The 17538-nt window shown below is 62.2% G+C and carries 17 protein-coding genes; 11 read left to right on the top strand and 6 right to left on the bottom strand.

Features of this window, described 5'->3' with window-relative positions; all coding sequences use genetic code 11:
* Positions 1–144 precede the first annotated feature (144 nt).
* The 3 genes from AC1DTQ_RS10515 to AC1DTQ_RS10505 all read left to right on the top strand — a co-directional run bounded on the left by AC1DTQ_RS10515 (position 145) and on the right by AC1DTQ_RS10505 (position 5212).
* Positions 145–1170, top strand: coding sequence for a fatty acid desaturase family protein (locus AC1DTQ_RS10515; RefSeq protein ID WP_477849532.1), 1026 nt, complete (start codon positions 145–147; stop codon positions 1168–1170).
* A 193-nt stretch (positions 1171–1363) separates the two neighbouring features.
* On the top strand, positions 1364–2929 hold the full coding sequence (locus AC1DTQ_RS10510; RefSeq protein WP_477849531.1) for a methyltransferase regulatory domain-containing protein: 1566 nt from the start codon (positions 1364–1366) through the stop codon (positions 2927–2929).
* A gap of 255 nt (positions 2930–3184) precedes the next feature.
* Positions 3185–5212, top strand: a complete 2028-nt coding sequence (locus tag AC1DTQ_RS10505) for a DEAD/DEAH box helicase (protein WP_477849530.1) — start codon at positions 3185–3187, stop codon at positions 5210–5212.
* Between the two features lie 17 nt (positions 5213–5229).
* On the opposite strand, the gene AC1DTQ_RS10500 is transcribed toward AC1DTQ_RS10505, so the two are convergent.
* Positions 5230–6057 (bottom strand): acyl-CoA desaturase, encoded by an 828-nt coding sequence (locus AC1DTQ_RS10500; protein WP_477849529.1) that lies wholly within the window; start codon positions 6055–6057, stop codon positions 5230–5232.
* 219 nt (positions 6058–6276) lie between these two features.
* Between AC1DTQ_RS10500 and AC1DTQ_RS10495 the strand changes: the two genes are divergently transcribed.
* Genes AC1DTQ_RS10495 through AC1DTQ_RS10480 form a run of 4 tightly spaced genes read left to right on the top strand, consistent with a single transcriptional unit; the run spans position 6277 to position 8296 of the window.
* Positions 6277–6693 carry a hypothetical protein gene (locus AC1DTQ_RS10495; protein WP_477849528.1) on the top strand — a complete coding sequence of 139 codons (417 nt, stop codon included), beginning with the start codon at positions 6277–6279 and terminating at the stop codon, positions 6691–6693.
* Positions 6690–7214 (top strand): hypothetical protein, encoded by a 525-nt coding sequence (locus tag AC1DTQ_RS10490; RefSeq protein WP_477849526.1) that lies wholly within the window; start codon positions 6690–6692, stop codon positions 7212–7214. Before AC1DTQ_RS10495 ends, AC1DTQ_RS10490 begins: the two co-directional genes overlap by 4 nt.
* Positions 7211–7525: a metalloregulator ArsR/SmtB family transcription factor gene (locus tag AC1DTQ_RS10485; protein WP_477849525.1), complete on the top strand. Its 315-nt coding sequence runs from the start codon at positions 7211–7213 to the stop codon at positions 7523–7525. Before AC1DTQ_RS10490 ends, AC1DTQ_RS10485 begins: the two co-directional genes overlap by 4 nt.
* Positions 7526–7573: 48 nt before the next feature.
* Positions 7574–8296 (top strand): pseudouridine synthase, encoded by a 723-nt coding sequence (locus AC1DTQ_RS10480; RefSeq protein ID WP_477849524.1) that lies wholly within the window; start codon positions 7574–7576, stop codon positions 8294–8296.
* A 7-nt stretch (positions 8297–8303) separates the two neighbouring features.
* Here AC1DTQ_RS10480 and AC1DTQ_RS10475 read toward each other — a convergent pair whose 3' ends face one another.
* Complete coding sequence (locus AC1DTQ_RS10475; RefSeq protein WP_477849523.1) at positions 8304–9251, bottom strand: DMT family transporter; 948 nt, start codon at positions 9249–9251, stop codon at positions 8304–8306.
* A gap of 54 nt (positions 9252–9305) precedes the next feature.
* Here AC1DTQ_RS10475 and AC1DTQ_RS10470 point away from each other — a divergent pair, with 54 nt between their 5' ends.
* Positions 9306–9692, top strand: coding sequence for a TfoX/Sxy family protein (locus tag AC1DTQ_RS10470; RefSeq protein WP_477849521.1), 387 nt, complete (start codon positions 9306–9308; stop codon positions 9690–9692).
* Here AC1DTQ_RS10470 and AC1DTQ_RS10465 read toward each other — a convergent pair.
* From AC1DTQ_RS10465 to AC1DTQ_RS10455, 3 genes are all read right to left on the bottom strand, one after another.
* Positions 9689–10561: a DUF72 domain-containing protein gene (locus AC1DTQ_RS10465; protein WP_477849520.1), complete on the bottom strand. Its 873-nt coding sequence runs from the start codon at positions 10559–10561 to the stop codon at positions 9689–9691. The two genes, AC1DTQ_RS10470 and AC1DTQ_RS10465, sit on opposite strands and share 4 nt — an antisense overlap.
* Complete coding sequence (locus tag AC1DTQ_RS10460) at positions 10558–10986, bottom strand: VOC family protein (protein WP_477849518.1); 429 nt, start codon at positions 10984–10986, stop codon at positions 10558–10560. Before AC1DTQ_RS10460 ends, AC1DTQ_RS10465 begins: the two co-directional genes overlap by 4 nt.
* A gap of 73 nt (positions 10987–11059) precedes the next feature.
* The gene (locus AC1DTQ_RS10455; protein ID WP_477849517.1) at positions 11060–11869 is read right to left on the bottom strand and encodes a helix-turn-helix domain-containing protein; all 810 of its coding nucleotides are present in this window, start codon (positions 11867–11869) and stop codon (positions 11060–11062) included.
* 183 nt (positions 11870–12052) lie between these two features.
* Between AC1DTQ_RS10455 and AC1DTQ_RS10450 the strand changes: the two genes are divergently transcribed.
* Genes AC1DTQ_RS10450 through AC1DTQ_RS10440 form a run of 3 tightly spaced genes read left to right on the top strand, consistent with a single transcriptional unit; the run spans position 12053 to position 15443 of the window.
* Complete coding sequence (locus AC1DTQ_RS10450; protein ID WP_477849515.1) at positions 12053–13084, top strand: lipid A deacylase LpxR family protein; 1032 nt, start codon at positions 12053–12055, stop codon at positions 13082–13084.
* A 30-nt stretch (positions 13085–13114) separates the two neighbouring features.
* Complete coding sequence (rraA, locus tag AC1DTQ_RS10445; protein ID WP_477849514.1) at positions 13115–13597, top strand: ribonuclease E activity regulator RraA; 483 nt, start codon at positions 13115–13117, stop codon at positions 13595–13597.
* Between the two features lie 10 nt (positions 13598–13607).
* The gene (locus AC1DTQ_RS10440) at positions 13608–15443 is read left to right on the top strand and encodes an ABC transporter ATP-binding protein (protein WP_477849513.1); all 1836 of its coding nucleotides are present in this window, start codon (positions 13608–13610) and stop codon (positions 15441–15443) included.
* A 170-nt stretch (positions 15444–15613) separates the two neighbouring features.
* On the opposite strand, the gene AC1DTQ_RS10435 is transcribed toward AC1DTQ_RS10440, so the two are convergent.
* Entirely contained in the window at positions 15614–17425 is a 1812-nt protein-coding gene (locus tag AC1DTQ_RS10435; RefSeq protein WP_477849688.1) for a DUF885 domain-containing protein, read from the bottom strand.
* Between the last annotated feature and the right edge of the window lie 113 nt (positions 17426–17538).

Here is a 17538-nt window from a genome sequence, read left to right as displayed (position 1 = left end):
CGGCACGGGAATAATCACGGTCCGTTGTGCCCAATGCGGACGGAAAGTGGGCGGGGATGAACAAAACCGGCCATACGCCAGCGCATGTCATTGCGCTGACTTCACGTGTCCCTGACAATCGTGACTCCCATGGGAGATATTTTCTTGAGTTCCGACCTTCAGGCATCCGCCACGGCTGCTCAGCTGCGCAAGCTGTGCTCGCACTTCGCCAAACCCCGCCTCAGCCGCGCCATCTGGCAGCTGCTCAATACCTTGCCGCCGTTGCTGGCGATCTGGGCGTTGATGGCGTGGAGCGTGGTCGATCAATGGGGCTATGGCTGGACGTTGTTGATGGCTCTTCCCGCCGCCGGCTTCTATGTGCGTCTTTTCATCATCCAGCACGACTGTGGGCATGGTTCTTTCTTCGCCAGCGAGCGCGCCAACCATATCGTCGGCGCAAGCTTGGGACTGATCACTCTGTTCCCGTTCGGCTATTGGAAGAAGACCCACGCGATCCATCACGGCACCTCCGGCAACCTGGATCGCCGCGAGATGGGCGACATCGAGACGCTGACCGTGGCCGAGTACGAATCGCGCTCGTGGTTCGGCCGCTTCTGTTACCGCTTCTACCGCAGCACACCAGTGCTGCTGGGCATCGGCCCGCTGTACCAGTTCGTCATCAAGCATCGTTTCCCGTTCGACCTTCCTTTCAGCTGGAAGAAGGAATGGGCCAGCGTGATGCTCAACAACCTGATGCTGCTGGTCGTGGGCGGCGCGTTGGGTTTCGCCATCGGCTGGCACACCGTGCTGCTGGTGCACCTGCCCATCGTGCTGATGGCCGGCGCCATTGGCGTATGGCTGTTCTATGTGCAGCACACCTTCGAAGGCGCGTACTGGACCAACAAGGAAGAGTGGGACGCCGGCAAGGCCGCCGTCTCCGGCAGTTCGTACTTCGACCTGCCTGCCGTGCTGCATTGGTTCACCGGCAACATCGGCTACCACCACATCCACCACCTAGCCAGCCGCATTCCCAACTACCGCTTGCGCGAGGCGTTCGAATCCAGCGAGCTGCTGCAATCGGCCCCGCGCCTGACTTTGTGGTCCAGCCTGAAGTGCGCCCGCCTCAAGCTGTGGGACGAGCAGTCCCGGCGTATGGTCGGCTTCGGCTATCGGGCCAAAGCGCTCGCCTGAGTTCGGCGCGTCGTTGTTCGGACGCCGTGCTTACCTGTCGGCACTCCGTCATCCGGGGCTGTGAGAGAATTCCAGCCCTAAGCGTTTGCATCCGAAGAGATCGCGCACGGCCAGCTGCCCCTGGCGGCCGGCGCGCGGAGTAGGGCCGGATCGTCTGGCCTACACGGGTCACGCGCTCGCAATCGGGCCCTTGATGACCACTACTCTTGCGCATGTCCGCGCCTACTACGACAGCGTGCCTTACACCTCGCACGCCTACATGCATAGCTCGCCCGAACAATCGGCGGCGGTGGCGCATATCTTCGGACTTTCGGCGCCGCCGGTGGCTACGGCCCGGGTGCTCGAGCTTGGAGGCGCTTCCGGCGGAAACCTGATTCCGTTGGCGCTGCGTTATCCAGCACTCAAAGCGCTGGAACTGGATTTGTCGCCGGTACAGATCGATTTAGGCACGCGGCAGGCCGACCGGCTGGGACTGGACAATATAGTTCTGCGTCAGGCGGACCTCGCCGAGATCGACAGCGAATCGCTCGGCGAGTTCGATTACATCGTCTGCCATGGCGTCTACAGTTGGGTGCCGCCGCACGTACAAGATGCGCTGTTGCGCATTTGCAGCCGCAATCTTGCGCCCAACGGCGTGGCGTACGTCAGCTACAACACTTATCCGGGTTGGAAAGCGAAGGAGATGATCCGAGACGCCATGCTGCTGCATGGCAGTACGCGTTCGGATCCCAAAGAGCAGATCGCTTATGCGCGCGGCATGGTCGGGTTCCTGCAGCAGGTCGCGCGCAAAGACGGGATGCTGGCTCGGGCGCTGGAGGAGAACCTGCCTTACCTGCGCAAGGGCGATGACCATTATCTGGCTCACGAATACCTGGAGCCCTACAACCTGCCTTGTTACTTCCATCAATTCCTGGAACGGGCAAGCGGCCATGGCCTGTCGTACTTGGGCGAAGCGCAGCCGGCGATGATGATCCCGGGGAATTACGGCAACGACATCGCCGAGCCATTGCTAAGAGCGTTCGGTCACGATCAGGCGCGGATGGAGCAATATTTGGATTTCGCCATCAACCGGGGATTCCGCCAGACCCTGCTGGTGCACGCTTCCCGTGCCGCCGACATCCGCTATCGACTAGATCGACAACGTCTGCAATCCGTTCATTTCGCGGCGAGGCTTCCCTGTGTCGCAGGCGGCACTCGTTTCGACGGCAGCACCCAGGAGTACGGAATGCAGGGCGAGCCCAGCGTCAGCACCTCCTCGGATGCGGTGAAGCGGGCCCTGGATCTGCTTACCCAGGCGTGGCCGATGACGATAGGCCGGAATGAACTGGTGGCCTGCGTCGAAACATCGCTCGATGCCGGCAGCGCACCACGTACTTTGGTGGAAGCGGCTATCGACGAGTTGCTCGAGTTTTTGATCCTGCGCGGTATTGCACGCATCCGGCTCGCTCCAGTACTTGCGAGTGCCGACGTCTCGGTGTCCCATCCTTGCGTGGACCCGCTGGTGCGGCGGATGACGGCGGCACTGGAAGGGGCGGACTCGTACGTTGCCAACGCTTGGCACGAAAGCATCGAACTGTCGCCAGTGGAGCGGGCTCTGTACCCGTCGATGGACGGCAGTCTCGATCGAGAGGGTCTGATCCGCCTGTTGGTCGATCAACAAAACCTTACAAGTGCTTCTGGAAGCGGCAAAGGTGAGGCGTCCACGGACGTCGATCGCATGTTGGCGCGATTGCCGGGCCAAGCTGTTCTTCTGCCCTAGTTGAAAATGGCTGGCTGCCCGAATGTTAAATCGGGCGCCGGATTTCGGTCCTGGCCGCAGCCCGGTCGGGCCTTCTCGGAGGTCCCGCGGTTCCGCCAAACAGGGGTCGAAAACCGGGCGGATAGCCCGCTGGCAGGGTGGAAACACCGCCCCGCCAAGCCCTGGCGGATTGGGTTTAGGGCGACAGCTCTTACCGCAGAGCGCACAATATCGCCTTGCGTAGGCCATTTTCCTTGGCGCGCCGGAGTTTTTTGCATGTCCAACGAATCCGATACCCCACTGCTTTTCGCCGATCTTGGTCTTTCCGCGCCCGTCATGGCGTCGGTCACCGAGGTGGGTTACGAGTCCCCTTCGCCCATCCAGGCGGCCACCATTCCGGCGTTGCTGGCCGGTAAGGACGTGCTGGGCCAGGCCCAGACCGGCACCGGCAAGACCGCGGCCTTCGCCTTGCCGATCCTGTCCCGGCTCAAGCTGGACCAGAAGAAGCCGCAGGCGCTGGTGCTGGCGCCGACGCGCGAATTGGCTATCCAGGTGGCCGAAGCCTTCCAGCGCTATGCCAACAAGATTCCCGGCTTCGTGGTGCTGCCGATCTACGGCGGTCAGGGCTATGCGCCGCAGCTGACCGCGCTGAAGCGCGGGGTGCATGTGGTGGTGGGAACGCCGGGCCGGGTCATCGACCATCTGGACCGCGGCACCCTGGACCTGTCCGAGCTGACCACGTTGGTGCTGGACGAAGCCGATGAAATGCTGCGCATGGGCTTCATCGACGACGTCGAAGCCGTACTGAAGAAAACTCCGCCCCAGCGCCAGGTCGCGTTGTTCTCGGCGACCATGCCGGCGGTCATCCGCCGCATCGCCCAGACCTATCTGCGCGATCCGCAGGAAGTCACCATCACTTCCAAGACCACTACGGCGACCAACATCCGCCAGCGTTACTGGTTCGTCAGCGGCATGCACAAGCTGGACGCGCTGACCCGCATCCTGGAAGCCGAGCCGTACGAAGCCATGATCGTGTTCGCCCGCACCAAGCTGGGCACCGAAGAGCTGGCGCAGAAGCTGCAGGCGCGCGGGCTGGCCGCCGCCGCCATCAACGGCGATATCCAGCAGCAGCAGCGCGAGCGCACGATCCAGCAGTTAAAGGACGGCAAACTGGACATTCTGGTGGCTACCGATGTGGCCGCCCGCGGCCTAGACGTCGAGCGCATCAGCCACGTGCTGAACTACGACATTCCCTACGACACCGAAAGCTACGTGCACCGTATCGGCCGCACCGGCCGCGCCGGCCGCAGCGGCGACGCGATCCTGTTCGTCACTCCGCGCGAGAAGGGCATGTTGCGCTCGATAGAGCGCGCCACCCGCCAGCCGATCGACGAAATGAAGTTGCCCAGCGTGGAAGCGGTCAACGACAAGCGGGTCGAGAAATTCCTGGGCCGCATCACCGACACGCTGGCGACCGGCGAACCCGGCGAATACCGTTCGTTGGTGGAGCGCTATGAGCAGGAAAACAACGTGCCGATGGTCGACATCGCCGCCGCGCTGGCGCGTCTGCTGCAGGGCGATACGCCTTTACTGCTGGGACCGGACCGCACGCCGGCGGCACCGCAGGCGTACGAACGCAACGAGCGTCATGAACGCAGCGAACGTCCCATGCGTCCGCAGCGCAGCGAACGTCCTTCGCAGGGTGAACAACGCCCGGCCTATGGCGAGCGGCCTGCGCCTGCAGCGCGGCCTGCTCGCGAGGAGCGTTCGGCGCCCCGTCGCGAGGAAAGCGCAACTCCGTTCGAGCGTCCCGCGCCGCGCAGTTTCGATAAGCCCGCACGCGAGACTTCGCGCATCGAGCGTCCCAGCTTCGACGCTCCGGCCAGCGAACGCCCGCGCTTCGACAAGGCGCCGCCGCGTGAGAAACCCGACGTCGGCATGGAATCGTTCCGCATCGAAGTGGGCCACGCGCACGGCGTGAAGCCGGCCAACATCGTCGGCGCCATCGCCAATGAGGCGGGTCTGGACAGTAAGTACATCGGCCGCATCGACATCCAGGACGACTACACCGTGCTGGACCTGCCTGAGGGCATGCCCAAGGAACTGCTGATGCACCTGAAGAAGGTGTGGGTGTCCGGTCAGCAGCTCCGCATCCACAAGGTGGGCGAGGGCGACGCCGGTGGCGATACGGCGCCGCGCAAGTTCAAGCCGGCTGGCGCGCGCACCGGCGGGAAACCATCGGGTTTCAAGCCGGGCCCGCCGGGCAAGCTGCATCGCAAGGGACCACCGAAGCCGCGTCCTTGAGTAGCGGGAAGTAGTTGTCAGCGCGCGGCTTGCCGCGCGCGATGGGGCGGCTCCAGCGCCAGCAGTTCCGCACGATACGGCAGGTCGCCGGGTAGCTGGATATTCCACACCAGTCCGGCCTTCCGCAGGCCCAACAGCACCCACCAGCCCGGATCCCACTCGCCCAGATGCAGCCCCAGCCTGGCCGAGCCGGGAAACGCATGATGGTTGTTGTGCCAGCATTCGCCCATGGTCAACAGTGAGGTCATACGCACGTTATGGCCCTGAACCGCAGCGTCGCGTATCTCATAGTGTTGCCCACCATGGTTATGGGCGAAATAGCCGACTAGCCAATGGCCGAACACGCCGGCCGTGACCCGTGCGCAGACGCCCCAGAGCACCCAACTCCAGCCTCCGAGAGCGAAGAACAGCAATGCCCACGGCAACTGCTGCGCCATCCATGTGCTTTGCATGAATCGGTAGAAACGATCCTTGGCGATGCGCTCCTCTATCGCAATCAGCGGCGGATTTTCCAATCGCAGTTCGCAGTTGAGCTGCCACCAAGCGTCTTTCAATAATGGGCTCTGATGGCGAAGAAAGTCGTGGCAGGTCGGCAGGCGCTGAGCGTAGTCCCTCAACTCGTGCGCGCGGATCATGCCGAGAGGTCCATTCAAACCCACCAGCACGCCGCAGTACACCAGCAGGTATTCCAGCCATAGGGGGCAGTCGTAGCTGCCATGGATCAGTTTTCGGTGCATTCCCAGCGAGTGCCCCAGCAACAGCACGACGGCCGTGGAAATCAGGAACAAGGCCACGCCACTCCAGCTGAAAGCGAGCGTGCCGCCTGCCGCTGCGCCCAGGGTCATGGAAGCGAACCAAATCGAGCGGACTGGCTCCCACAGAACCCGGCCCTCGCTGGCGTTTCGGATCGAATCGGATCGCACCCGGTGGTGTTTTAGGCTTGCTGGCAACGAATTCATGGAGGTTTCCTTTCCGCGGCTACTTAGGGGCTTGACAGGTGCGTTTAATATATTAACAATATAGTTAAATATGCAATAGCCTAATTCAACAAAGAGGGCAAGACCATGACGCTGCAACTGAGCTATCTGCTTTACCTGGGCATTTCCATCGCCATGACGATCTGGGTGGCGCGCACGTTGTCCAAGAACGGGGAAGTCTTCCTGGTGATGTGTTTCGGACAGAACGAAGTGCTGGCGAAGTCGACCAACCATCTGCTGGTGGTGGGTTTCTATCTCATCAACATAGGTTTCATCGCCCTGCGCCTGGATGGCTGGGATGCGCAGAAGGCCGTGGTGTCGATGATTCCCTACGTCGGCAGCAAGGTGGGATTGTCGGTGTTGGTGCTGGGCGCGATGCATTTCTTCAACATGATGATGATCGCGCGCTATGGCCGCACGGTCGCCGCCTGGGCCGCGGATAACCGCGCTGCGCAGGCTGAGGTTGCGTTAGGCATTCCGCCGATTCCGCGTTCATATCGTTGAGCAAGAAGATGCACGCCGCAGATTCACCTGTTCCTGTGCCTGCCTCGGCAGGCCAGGAGTTCGCGCGTTCCGCAAAGTACGGCATATGGCCTCTCCTGACGGCGACCGCGGCCTCGGTTTTCATAGCGCCGGTTCTCTTGTCAGTCATCACATTGGTGGTCAGTGGATGGGAGCCGGCGATTAGCGACGTACGAACGCTCATCGCGGTCACGATGGTTTCGTTGTTGCATGTCTTAGCGATTGGCTTGCCGGCATTCGCATTGCTCAGGCACACCGATCGCGCTAGTCCCTTCACAATGGCGCTTGCCGGTTTCGCGGGTGCGCTGGTACCGCTGGGCGGTTTGCTGATCTACCTGCAGGCAGGTTGGCCTACGTCCGACGAGTGGCTTCGAACTTCAGGGTTCATGGCAATATGGGGTGCATTTGGCGTAATCAGTGCGCTAGCGTTCTGGTATGCATGGGTATATTCCTGCAAGGTACTGGGGCCGATCCAGCATGGTCGAAAACAACTAGTGAAATGAGCACCGATAAGATCTTCGAAGCCCTGGCCTCCCTGCCAAGGCGCCAGATACTGGCTTATCTCTCCGAGCAGGAGCTGCCGGCGGGCGACATCGCCGCGCGCTTCGACATGAGTTCGCCGGCCATCTCGCGTCATCTGGCGGTACTTGAGAACGCGGGTCTGATAGTCGGCGAGAGGCGTGGCCAGTTCGTGGTCTACAGGCTGATTCCGGACAATCTGGTCAATACGTTGACCCAGTTCGCCTTCGAGATCTGCCCGGTGGCGGGTCCGATCAAGCGCGAAAGCAAGAAAGCGAAGAAAGCGGCGTCCTGATCGGTCTGTGCCGGCCGCGTCCCAGGATTTATCCGGGATAATGACGCTATGACCACCACCCGTCTCAACAAACACATCGCCGAAACCGGCTTCTGCTCGCGCCGCGAGGCCGATCGTCTGATCGCGGATCGGCGCGTCACCGTCAACGGCATGCCCGCCGGCATGGGTGCGGTGGTGGGCGAGGGCGACGAGGTCAAGGTGGACGGGCAGGAGCTGCGCACGCGCCAAAAGAAGGCTGGCGGCCGCAAGCATGTGTACATCATGTTGAACAAGCCGGTGGGCATTACCTGCACCACCGAGCAGGCGGTGGAAGGCAATATCATCGACTTCATCGATCACCAGGAACGCATCTTCCCGATCGGCCGCCTGGACAAGGAGTCCGAAGGCCTGATCCTGCTGACCAGTAATGGCGATATCGTCAACGAGATCCTGCGTGCGGAAAATAAGCACGAAAAGGAATACCACGTCGCGGTGAACAAACCGGTCACCGACGAGTTCCTGCGCGGCATGGCGCGCGGCGTGCGCGTGCACAACCAGACGACGCTGCCGTGCAAGACCGCGAAGCTCGCGAAATTCGGCTTCCGCATCGTGCTGACCCAGGGTTTGAACCGGCAGATCCGGCTGATGTCGGCGGCGTTCGACTACCGGGTCAAGCAACTGCGCCGGGTGCGCATCGACAATCTGAAACTCGGCGCTTTGAAGCCCGGCCAGTGGCGCAACCTCACCGAGATCGAATTGCGGGGACTGCTGCCTCAGCGCACCGAGTGGTGAGAGGCATTCATTCGACGATGCCCTTGGCCTCGGAGATGCCGATCACCTCGGGATGCTGGACGCGCTTGTTGCGGTCCAGCAGCGGATGCAGGAACACCGCTACCAGGATGATCGCCACGCCCAGATAGAACAGCGGCGTGAGTTCGCGCTGTTCGCCCAGCAGCACGATCGCCAGGAGGATGGCGTAGACCGGCTCCAGGTTGGTGACCAGTTGCACCGCGTACGCGCTGAGGTGCCGCAGCGCGACCAGCGACAAGGCGAAGGGCAGCAGCGTGCAAGCTAGCGACAGCAACAACAGCAGCAGGCCATCGTGCAGGCTGGGAACAATCAGCAGGTCGCCGGCGAAGGCGGGAAACAGCATCGGCATCAGCGGCGCGAGCAGAGTCAACAGCAGCGTACCGGCGCCCAGCTCCACGCCGGTAACGGTCAGCGGATCGCCTCCGTCGACCATATGCTTGTTGAGCGAACCGAAGATCGCGACCAGTAACGCGGACAATGCTCCCACCGCGATTCCCATACGCATGCCATCGGGCACGCCACCGACCACCAGCGCCACGCCGGGCAGCACGGCCAGACCGAAGGCGAGTTCGCGCATGGAAAACGGCCTGCGCGTCAGCCAGGGCTCGATCACCGAGGTGAAGGCGGGGGCCAGGGCAATGCAAGTGGCGGCTACCGAAGCATTGGCCAGTTTGACCGCGCCATAGAAGGTCAGCCAATGCAGCGCCACCAACGCGCCTATGCCGGCATAAGCCAGCATCGTCCTGGCGGGCATGGCCCGCAGGCCACGCCAGACAGCGGGCAGTGCGGCCAGCACCGCCACTACCAGCAACATGCGCCACCACACCAGCGGCAAGGCAGGCAGGGTGATCATCTTTCCCAGGATGGCAGTGAAGCCCCATAACAGCACGCAGAAGTGGATCTGCAGCTGGGCTTTGGCGGTAGACGATAGAGGCATGCCACTATTGTCGCCGAAGCCGGCGTGCGCTGGCGATACGAAACCAAGAGTGCCATGAGCGAATCCTTCACCAGTTATTTGGGCGATCTGTTTTCGGAGCTGGGACCGGTGGTCCTGCGCAAGATGTTCGGCGGACAAGGGCTTTATCACGATGGCCTGATCATCGGGCTTGTCATCGGTGAAGAGCTTTATCTCAAGACCGATGCGGCCACCGTCGGCGCGTTCGAGCAGGCGGGCGGGCATCCTTTCGTCTATCAGGGCAAGGGCAAGCCGGTGACGACGAGTTATTGGTTGCCGCCTGCCGAGGCAATGGAGTCGGCGCAGGCGATGCGCCCCTGGGCGAAGCTGGCTTATGAAGCCGCGGTGCGGAAGAATTCCGAGAAAAAGCCCGTGAGCAAGAAATCCGCGAAGAAAACGACCGGGCCGAAGCGCAAGAGTTAACTGCCCGACTTGGCGATAGCGCCCAGGCGCTCAAGCAGCGCCATCGCGGCGGCCGGATTGCGCTCCTTGGCGCTGCTGATGAAATAGAGGAAGACGTCGCGTGGACGCTTCGCCCGGGCGCCGGCCTCTATATGTGGAAGATCGGCGGAATCGCCGCCTTCCGACCAGAGCACGGCGCGCTCGGCCCATTGGTCGAGTTCTACGCTCGGATAACCGGTCTCGATGCGGGCTTGCGAACGCATTAGGCGCGCATAGACGAAGTCGGCGGTGAGGTCGGCGAAGGAGGGGTGCTCCTTCGAGTCGGTGAATACTGTGGCCATCCCGTGTTCGCGGGCCAACGCGAGATAGTCCTTGTCCACGAATGCCGGATCCCGTACATCCAGCACATGCCGTAGCTTGCGGCCGGCGTGTTCGGCGGGCAGCAGTTCGACGAATGCCTCGAACTCCGCAGCGTCGATGCGCTTGCCCTTGTCGAACTGCCAGACCAACGGCCCTAATTTGTCGCCAAGCTCGACGATCCCACCGATGAAGTCCTCGATCTGATGGCCGGTTTTCGACAGCGCCTTCGATTCCATGATCCGCTGCGGCGCTTTTGCCGAGAAAACGAAACCGTCCGGCGTTTCGTCGCGCCATTTGGCGTAGGTGGCCGGTTTCTGCGCGCCGTAGTAAGTGCCGTTGACCTCGATGGAAGTGAGCTGCCTGCTGGCGTATTCCAGCTCGCGCCGCTGCACCAGTCCGACCGGATAGAACATGCCGCCGCGCCAAGGCACATAGGTCCAACCGCCGATGCCGACGCGGATGCGAGACGGCATTGCCGTCGGAAGCGAGGAAAACAGATCGGCCGTGGGTTTGTCGTTGCGGGGACTCATTCTGCCTTCCAGGGATCGTAGCTGCCGAACCACCAGAGATGTCCTTCCGGATCGCGGCAAGAATAACCGCGGCCGCCGTAAGCCTGGTCGGCGATCTCCATGACGATGACCGCGCCGGCGGCCTTGGCTTGCGCGTAATGCGCATCGGCATCGGTGACGATCACGCAAGGACTCTGGGTTTCGCGCAGGCCGACGTCCTGCGGCTGCGCTATCTGTTTTCCCCATTCGCTTCGATTGTCGGCCGAACCCAGCATGATCATGCCGTTTCCGAAAACCAGTTGCGCATGATGGACGACATCGCCATCGGCGTAGACGGCATGCTTGCGGAAACCGAACGCCTTGCATAGCCAGTCGATCGCGGCGTGCGCGTCCCGGTAACGCAGACAGGGAATGACGGTGCTGGTGGTATCGGCGGCAAGCGACATCGGATTGGCTCCTGGTGTTGGTGTGCGCGCATCCTGGGTCATTCTGCAGCGCGGGTCTTGTAGATTTCCGCGGTCACGGCAAGGCGATATGGTGGCCGTAGGCGCCGCGCTGACGGCTGAAAGCGGCGGGACTGAGGCCGGCGAATTCACGGAATTCGTGGGCCATGTGGGCCTGGTCGTGGTAGCCGCAGTCCAGTGATACGCCGGCCCAGTCGATGCGTTCGCGGGCTCCGGTCGTCGCGATGACCCGATGGAAACGTCTGAGACGCAGGTAGCGCTTTGGGGTGATGCCGACCTGTTGGCGGAAGCGTTCGCCGAGTTGGCGCGGCGACCAGCCCAGATCGCGCGCTGCGGCAGTCAACGCGCCGATGCGCGGATCCGAATCGAGCACGGTGAGCGCATGTTGGATAGGGTTCGTCGATGCAGCCGGCGAGGCGCGTTTTTCCAGCCACTGCATGAGCAACGCCAAGCGGCGACGCGGGCTATCGGCTTCCAGCAATCGCTCGCGGAGCAGAATGGCGTTGTTGCCCGCAAGGTTTTCCAGATCGACGCTATCGTTGGCGAGCCGATCCATCCTTTCGCGGAAAAACCTCGCCGCGCCGGCGGGACGAAATACCACGCCCATGACCGCGACCTGCTCCTCGGTATCGATGATGTTGCTGCGGGTACGGGGGCCGTCGAGCGTCGATCCGCTGAAGCGGGTGCAGCGGTATTGTTCGTCGTAGACGCGGGTCTGGTCTTCGGCGAGATTGATGATGAGCCCGGCGTTGGCGACCGGCAGCACCCGTTCCAGTCGGTGGGAATGGAACGCAGCTTCCCAGTCCCAGATCATTTCGACCAGATGGCTGAGCGGTGCCTGCGGGATCAGCGACAGGAATTGCACGTGTTTCTCCTCGGCCTCGCTGCAGGATAGTCCAGGAATGAGACCGCTGCCATCTTTCGTGATGGAGGTCGCAGAGCCTGCGATCGCGTTTGCGGAAGCTAAGAAAAGAGGGTTCTTCACATTGCTTTTAACCGCTTCCATCTACATGTAGGCGGCACCCCCCACATCCCTATGGTAAACACGATGCTGAGAACAGGATGGCTGTTCCTGGCCGCGCTCGCCTGCGGCAACGCGCTGGCCGCCGACGCAGAGACATGCGACAAACGCACCGACTTGCCGCCCACGGTCAATTTCCGTATCGACAACGACTTGTTCGGAAAACAAGACCAGGGTTACAGCAACGGCGTGCAGCTGACCTTGGTGTCGCCCAATCTGGTCGACTACACCGACGATCCCTGCCTGCCGCGACTGGCGCGATGGATGAACCGTCATCTGGACGCCTTGACCCCGGAAGGCTTCGAGCAGCAGAACATGGTGGTGACCTTCGCTCAGGGCATCTTCACCCCGACCGACTACACGCGCAGCGACCTGATCGTTGAGGATCGGCCTTATGCCGCGGCTTTGCTGGTCGGCCTGGGCTACAACGCCCGCAACGGCGACCACCTGCGCACCACCCAGCTGCAGTTCGGCATCGTGGGTCCTTCGGCATTGGGCGAGCAGGTCCAAAACGAAGTGCACCGCATCCTTGGCGATCCGCGGTTCGAAGGTTGGGACAATCAGCTCCACGACGAACCAGTGATCCGACTCGTGCACGAACGCATGCGTCGCTTTTCGCCCGAAAACGGAGACTGGGGCTGGGACGCCATCACCCACTACGGCGGCAGCCTGGGAAACCTGGCCACCTACGCCAATGCCGGCGCGGAAGTGCGCTTCGGCCGCCATCTGCCCGACGACTTCGGCAGCACGCCGTTGCGTCCGGCCGGCGAAAACACCGCGCCCACGCATAGCCGGCAGGTGGGAGGTCCTTTCGGCATCCACATGTTCCTGACCTTCGATGCGCGCTGGGTGCTTCGCGACATCACCCTGGACGGCAACACCTTCCGGCACAGCCACAGCGTGGACAAGAAGGCGCTGGTGGGCGAGGTGGGCTACGGTTTCGCGCTCACCAAGGGGCGTTGGAAGTTCGCATTGGCCCGTTACAACCGAAGCCGTGAATTCGAGGGCCAGGTGGAGGCGCCGGTGTTCGGCAGTTTCACCATCAGCCGGGCGCTCTAGAATGCGGTGACTCCACGTTTCGGAATCGCCATGAACTGGACCACGCCCGACCTGTGCGATAGCCACCCTGAAGTCACCGTCGCCGATCCGATTTTCCGCGATTACGGCGGCACCCCGGCGTTCTGTGGACGCATCGTCACCATCGACTGTTTCGAGGACAACTCGCGGGTACGCGACCTGGTCGCCACCGATGGGCGGGGCAAGGTACTGGTGGTGCAGGGCGGTGGTTCGTTGCGGCGCTCTTTGCTGGGCGACATGCTGGCTGAAAAAGCCGTCGCCAATGGCTGGAACGGTTTCGTGATCAATGGTTGCGTGCGCGATGTGGAAGCACTGGCGGAACTTCCTCTTGGCATAAAGGCGCTGGCGGCCTGTCCGGTGAAGACCGAGAAGCTTGGCGCTGGCGAGGTGGATGTAGAAGTGAGCTTCGCAGGCATCACGTTCTCGCCAGGGCAGTGGCTGTACGCCGATGGCAATGGCGTGATCGTAGCGCACAGGGATCTGCTTCCTACGTAATAATGCGTGCATGATCTTCCGCTGGTTCGAATCGCTGATCGATGTGTTCGGGAAACCGGACCTGCGCATGCCGCCACGTGGGGTGTGGCGTTTCTACGTGCACTACCTACGCCAGGCGTGGCCTGTGCTGGGGGTGATGTGCGCATTGGGTTTCGTGGTCGCGCTGGTGGAAGTGGCGCTATTCGATTTCCTCGGTCGGTTGGTCGACCTGACCAAAGACGTGCCTGCGCCCGATTTCTTCGCACGCCACGGGCGCGAACTCCTGTTCATGGCCTTCGTCGCGCTGATCGCCCGGCCCATGCTGATCGGACTGAGCGATCTGCTAATGCACCAGGCGGTGACCCCGGGGCTGACCGCGCGCATCCGCTGGCAGCAGCACCAGTACGTGGTGCGGCAAAGCCTCTCGTTCTTCCAGAACGACTATGCCGGCCGCATCGCCAACCGCATCATGCAGACTGGCGCCTCGCTACGCGAATCGGCGGTGCAGATCGTGGATGCGCTGTGGTACGTCAGCGTCTACACCGGCAGCGCGTTGATCCTGTTTGCGCAGGCGGACTGGCGCTTGACCCTGCCGCTGATCGTCTGGGTGTTCCTGTATATCGGCGCGCTGGCGTTCTTCGTGCCGCGAGTGAAGGAGCGGTCCTGGAAAGCTTCGGAAGCGCGTTCGCAGTTGATGGGCCGCATCGTCGACGGCTATACGAACATCTCCACGTTGAAGTTGTTCGCGCATACGCGCCAGGAAGATGCGTACGTGGCCGAGGCTGTGCAGGAAAATGTGGCCAAGGTACGCACCATGACCCGCATGACCACTGGCATGGATGTCACCCTGACCGTGCTCAACGGACTGCTGGTGGTGATCACCGCGGGTTTGGGCCTGTGGTTATGGCAGAAGGGGCTGATCACGGTAGGTGACATCGCGCTATCCACCGGCCTGGTGATTCGCATCGAGAACATGTCCGGTTGGATCATGTGGGTGGTGAACGGCATCTTCGAAGACATAGGAACGGTACAGGACGGTATGGAGACCGTGGCCAAGCCGAATGCCGTCATGGATGCGCCCGAAGCAGGCAATCTGGCGATAACCCGCGGCGAGGTGGAGTTCCAGGACATCCATTTCCATTACGGCAAGCAGGGCGGCGTGATCGCAGGTCTGGACCTGCACGTACGGCCGGGCGAGAAGATCGGCCTGATCGGTCCCTCGGGCGCGGGAAAGTCGACCCTGGTCAACGTGCTGCTGCGTTTGTACGACCTGGAGTCGGGACGCATCCTCATCGATGGGCAGGACATCGCGACCGTCAGCCAGGAAAGTCTGCGTGGGCAGATCGGCGTGGTCACCCAGGACACTTCGCTGCTGCACCGATCCATCCGCGAGAACCTGCTGTACGGACGCCCCGAAGCGACCGAGGACGAAGTGATCGCCGCAGTGCGCAGCGCGCGCGCCGACGGATTCATCGCCGATCTGGTGGATGGACAGGGGCGACGCGGCTACGACGCACAAGTCGGAGAGCGCGGCGTGAAGCTTTCGGGTGGGCAACGGCAGCGCATCGCCATTGCGCGCGTGTTGTTGAAGGACGCGCCGATCCTGGTGCTCGACGAGGCGACTTCCGCACTGGATTCGGAAGTGGAAGCCGCCATCCAGGACAGTCTGGATACGCTGATGCAGGGCAAAACGGTGATCGCCATCGCCCATCGCCTGTCCACCATCGCGCGTATGGACCGGCTGGTGGTGATGGATCGCGGCGAAGTGGTGGAAACCGGCACGCATGCCGAGCTGATCGCGCGCGAAGGGCTTTATGCGCGTTTGTGGCAGCGGCAGACGGGTGGGTTCGTCGCAGCTAATCTTTGATTTTTCCTTTCTCTTCGGGGAAGAGTGCCCGAAGAGTCTGCGCCCGCACTTAATACGGGGACGGATGAGGAAGGGAAATCCGTGCTGGCAATCTTTCGCTAACACATCATTCTCATGCCCTCATCCGTCGCTGCGCGCCACCTTCTCCCAATGGGAGAAGGAACAGCGCATTACTCGATCGGCTGGTCCAACATCAGCTCACGCGCGAAGCGCACCGGCGGCGCGCCATACGACAGGATCTGGTCGTTGTAGGCTTTCAGGTTGAACTTGTCGCCCAGCTTCGCCTCCACGGCCTTACGGGTGTCGAAGTGTTCCTGCACGCCGACGAAGTAGGTGGGCAACTGCGCCGAGGTCAGCTGCACGCGTTTCCACTTTCCATCGGCCTCGCGTTCCTGCTGGAAGGTCTGGCGCACCATCAGGTCCATGGCTTGTTCCTTGGTCCAGTTATCCACATGCACGCCCTGGTCCAGGATCGCGTTGGAGATCGCGCGCAGGTAGAACTTCAGTTGCACCAGGTGGAACAGCGGATCGTTATTCATGTAACCGGCGTCGGTCATCATCTTCTCGGTGTACACCGCCCAGCCTTCGGCGAACATGCCCGAGCGCAGTACGCCGCGCAGGGTCGAGGGGAACTTGGCCGAATGCCAACCTTCCAGGTAATGGCCCGGCGTGCCTTCGTGGATGCTGAGCAGGTGGATCATGCGGGTGTTGTATTCGCGCAGGAACGAATCGACCTGCTTGGCGTCCCATTCGTCGGGAATCGGCGACACCGCATAAAAAGTATCCAGGCCCTTGTCCAGCGGACCGGGGGAATCGCAGTAAGCCACGGCCACGCCGCGCTGGAATTCCGGCATCAGGATGATCTTGACCGGCGCATCGGGCAGGGTGACCAGGTCCTTCTCGCGGACGAAGTCGGTAGCCGATTTCAGTGCGGTCTCGGCGGTTTCCACCACCTTGTCGCGCGAAGGCTTGTCGGCGTAGGCCAGTTCCAGCGCAGCTTCGATCGCTTTCTGCTGTTGGTCGTCGCTGGGCGCGTCCGGCATCTGCGGCGCACCGGCCTTGTCCTTCAGCACGGTGCGGGCGATGCCGTACATTTCCCCGCGCACGCGCTTGAGCTCGGCTTCGGCGCGTTGCTTGATGTCGGCGCGCGACAACGAAGACAGCAACGCGAATTGCAGCTTCTGGTCATAGAGTTTCTGGCCGATGCGGAAGTCGCCCTTGGCGTTCGGTACCAGGGTCTTGTCCAGCCACGTCTGGTGTTCGGCGATCGCCTTCTTCAGGCCTTCGACAGCATTCTCGGTGCGCACGCGATCCGCTTCGGGCAGCTCTTTCAAGTGTGGAGTGATGAACATGTCGACGATGCTGAGAATTCCGCTGTTCTGCTTGGCCACCGTTTCGGCATGGATCTTAGGAACGCGCGCCGGATCCAGGTTCTCGCGTGCCTGCGCCAGCAAGGCCGGGATCTTCTCCATGCGAGCGGTAGCGGAACGGATGCGGTCGGGCAAGGGAGCGAACTCGCGTGCCATCAGGTTGTAGATGGCGCCGCCGGTCAGGCCGCTGTACACCTGCGGATCCCAGGCCCAGCTCTGCAGGGTTTCGCTGCCCCAGATGTCGTACTGCAACTGGTTGCGCAAGATCGCTGCATCCACCTGGTTTTCGCGCGACAGTTTGCTGACGTCGAGCGTATCGAGTTCGGCCAGGGTCTTCTTGCCGAAGTCGAACGCTTTCTGCCTTCCGGCCGCGCTCAGATCATCGATCTCGCTGTCGTACTTGTGCTCACCGATCTGGGTGGCGGAAACCGGCGACAGCTGGAACCAGCCGTCCAGCGCGCGCTTGGACAGGTCGGCGAACTTCGCATCGGCTTCGGCGGTGTCGGTTGCGACGGCGGCCGTTTCGGTCGCTGCCGGAGCGGTGGGCGCGTCGGCCTTCTGGCAGGCGGCGAGAGAGGAGAGCAGGGCGAGGGCGAGCAGGCTGTGGCGCATCATTCCTATAGTTCCCGTTGCAGTGCGGCATCGCACGAAGACCGAAAGCATAGGCAATCCCGCCAGCCGATGCATGTGCCTATGGCTTATGCTCGCGTCCACACCAGCGAGGG

Source organism: Pseudoxanthomonas sp. P4_B2 (assembly GCF_056402315.1).
The sequence above is the reverse complement of the archived record's forward strand: the minus strand, read 5'-3'. Positions and strand labels throughout refer to the sequence as shown.

Excerpts from the sequence above, each read along its gene's own strand:
- AC1DTQ_RS10510 (WP_477849531.1), top strand. The coding sequence starts at position 1,364 with ATGACCACTACTCTTGCGCATGTCCGCGCCTACTACGACAGCGTGCCT.
- AC1DTQ_RS10505 (WP_477849530.1), top strand. The coding sequence starts at position 3,185 with ATGTCCAACGAATCCGATACCCCACTGCTTTTCGCCGATCTTGGTCTT.
- AC1DTQ_RS10500 (WP_477849529.1), bottom strand. The coding sequence starts at position 6,057 with ATGACCCTGGGCGCAGCGGCAGGCGGCACGCTCGCTTTCAGCTGGAGT.
- AC1DTQ_RS10495 (WP_477849528.1), top strand. The coding sequence starts at position 6,277 with ATGACGCTGCAACTGAGCTATCTGCTTTACCTGGGCATTTCCATCGCC.
- AC1DTQ_RS10485 (WP_477849525.1), top strand. The coding sequence starts at position 7,211 with ATGAGCACCGATAAGATCTTCGAAGCCCTGGCCTCCCTGCCAAGGCGC.
- AC1DTQ_RS10480 (WP_477849524.1), top strand. The coding sequence starts at position 7,574 with ATGACCACCACCCGTCTCAACAAACACATCGCCGAAACCGGCTTCTGC.
- AC1DTQ_RS10475 (WP_477849523.1), bottom strand. The coding sequence starts at position 9,251 with ATGCCTCTATCGTCTACCGCCAAAGCCCAGCTGCAGATCCACTTCTGC.
- AC1DTQ_RS10470 (WP_477849521.1), top strand. The coding sequence starts at position 9,306 with ATGAGCGAATCCTTCACCAGTTATTTGGGCGATCTGTTTTCGGAGCTG.
- AC1DTQ_RS10465 (WP_477849520.1), bottom strand. The coding sequence starts at position 10,561 with ATGAGTCCCCGCAACGACAAACCCACGGCCGATCTGTTTTCCTCGCTT.
- AC1DTQ_RS10460 (WP_477849518.1), bottom strand. The coding sequence starts at position 10,986 with ATGTCGCTTGCCGCCGATACCACCAGCACCGTCATTCCCTGTCTGCGT.
- AC1DTQ_RS10450 (WP_477849515.1), top strand. The coding sequence starts at position 12,053 with ATGCTGAGAACAGGATGGCTGTTCCTGGCCGCGCTCGCCTGCGGCAAC.
- rraA (WP_477849514.1), top strand. The coding sequence starts at position 13,115 with ATGAACTGGACCACGCCCGACCTGTGCGATAGCCACCCTGAAGTCACC.
- AC1DTQ_RS10440 (WP_477849513.1), top strand. The coding sequence starts at position 13,608 with ATGATCTTCCGCTGGTTCGAATCGCTGATCGATGTGTTCGGGAAACCG.
- AC1DTQ_RS10435 (WP_477849688.1), bottom strand. The coding sequence starts at position 17,425 with ATGCGCCACAGCCTGCTCGCCCTCGCCCTGCTCTCCTCTCTCGCCGCC.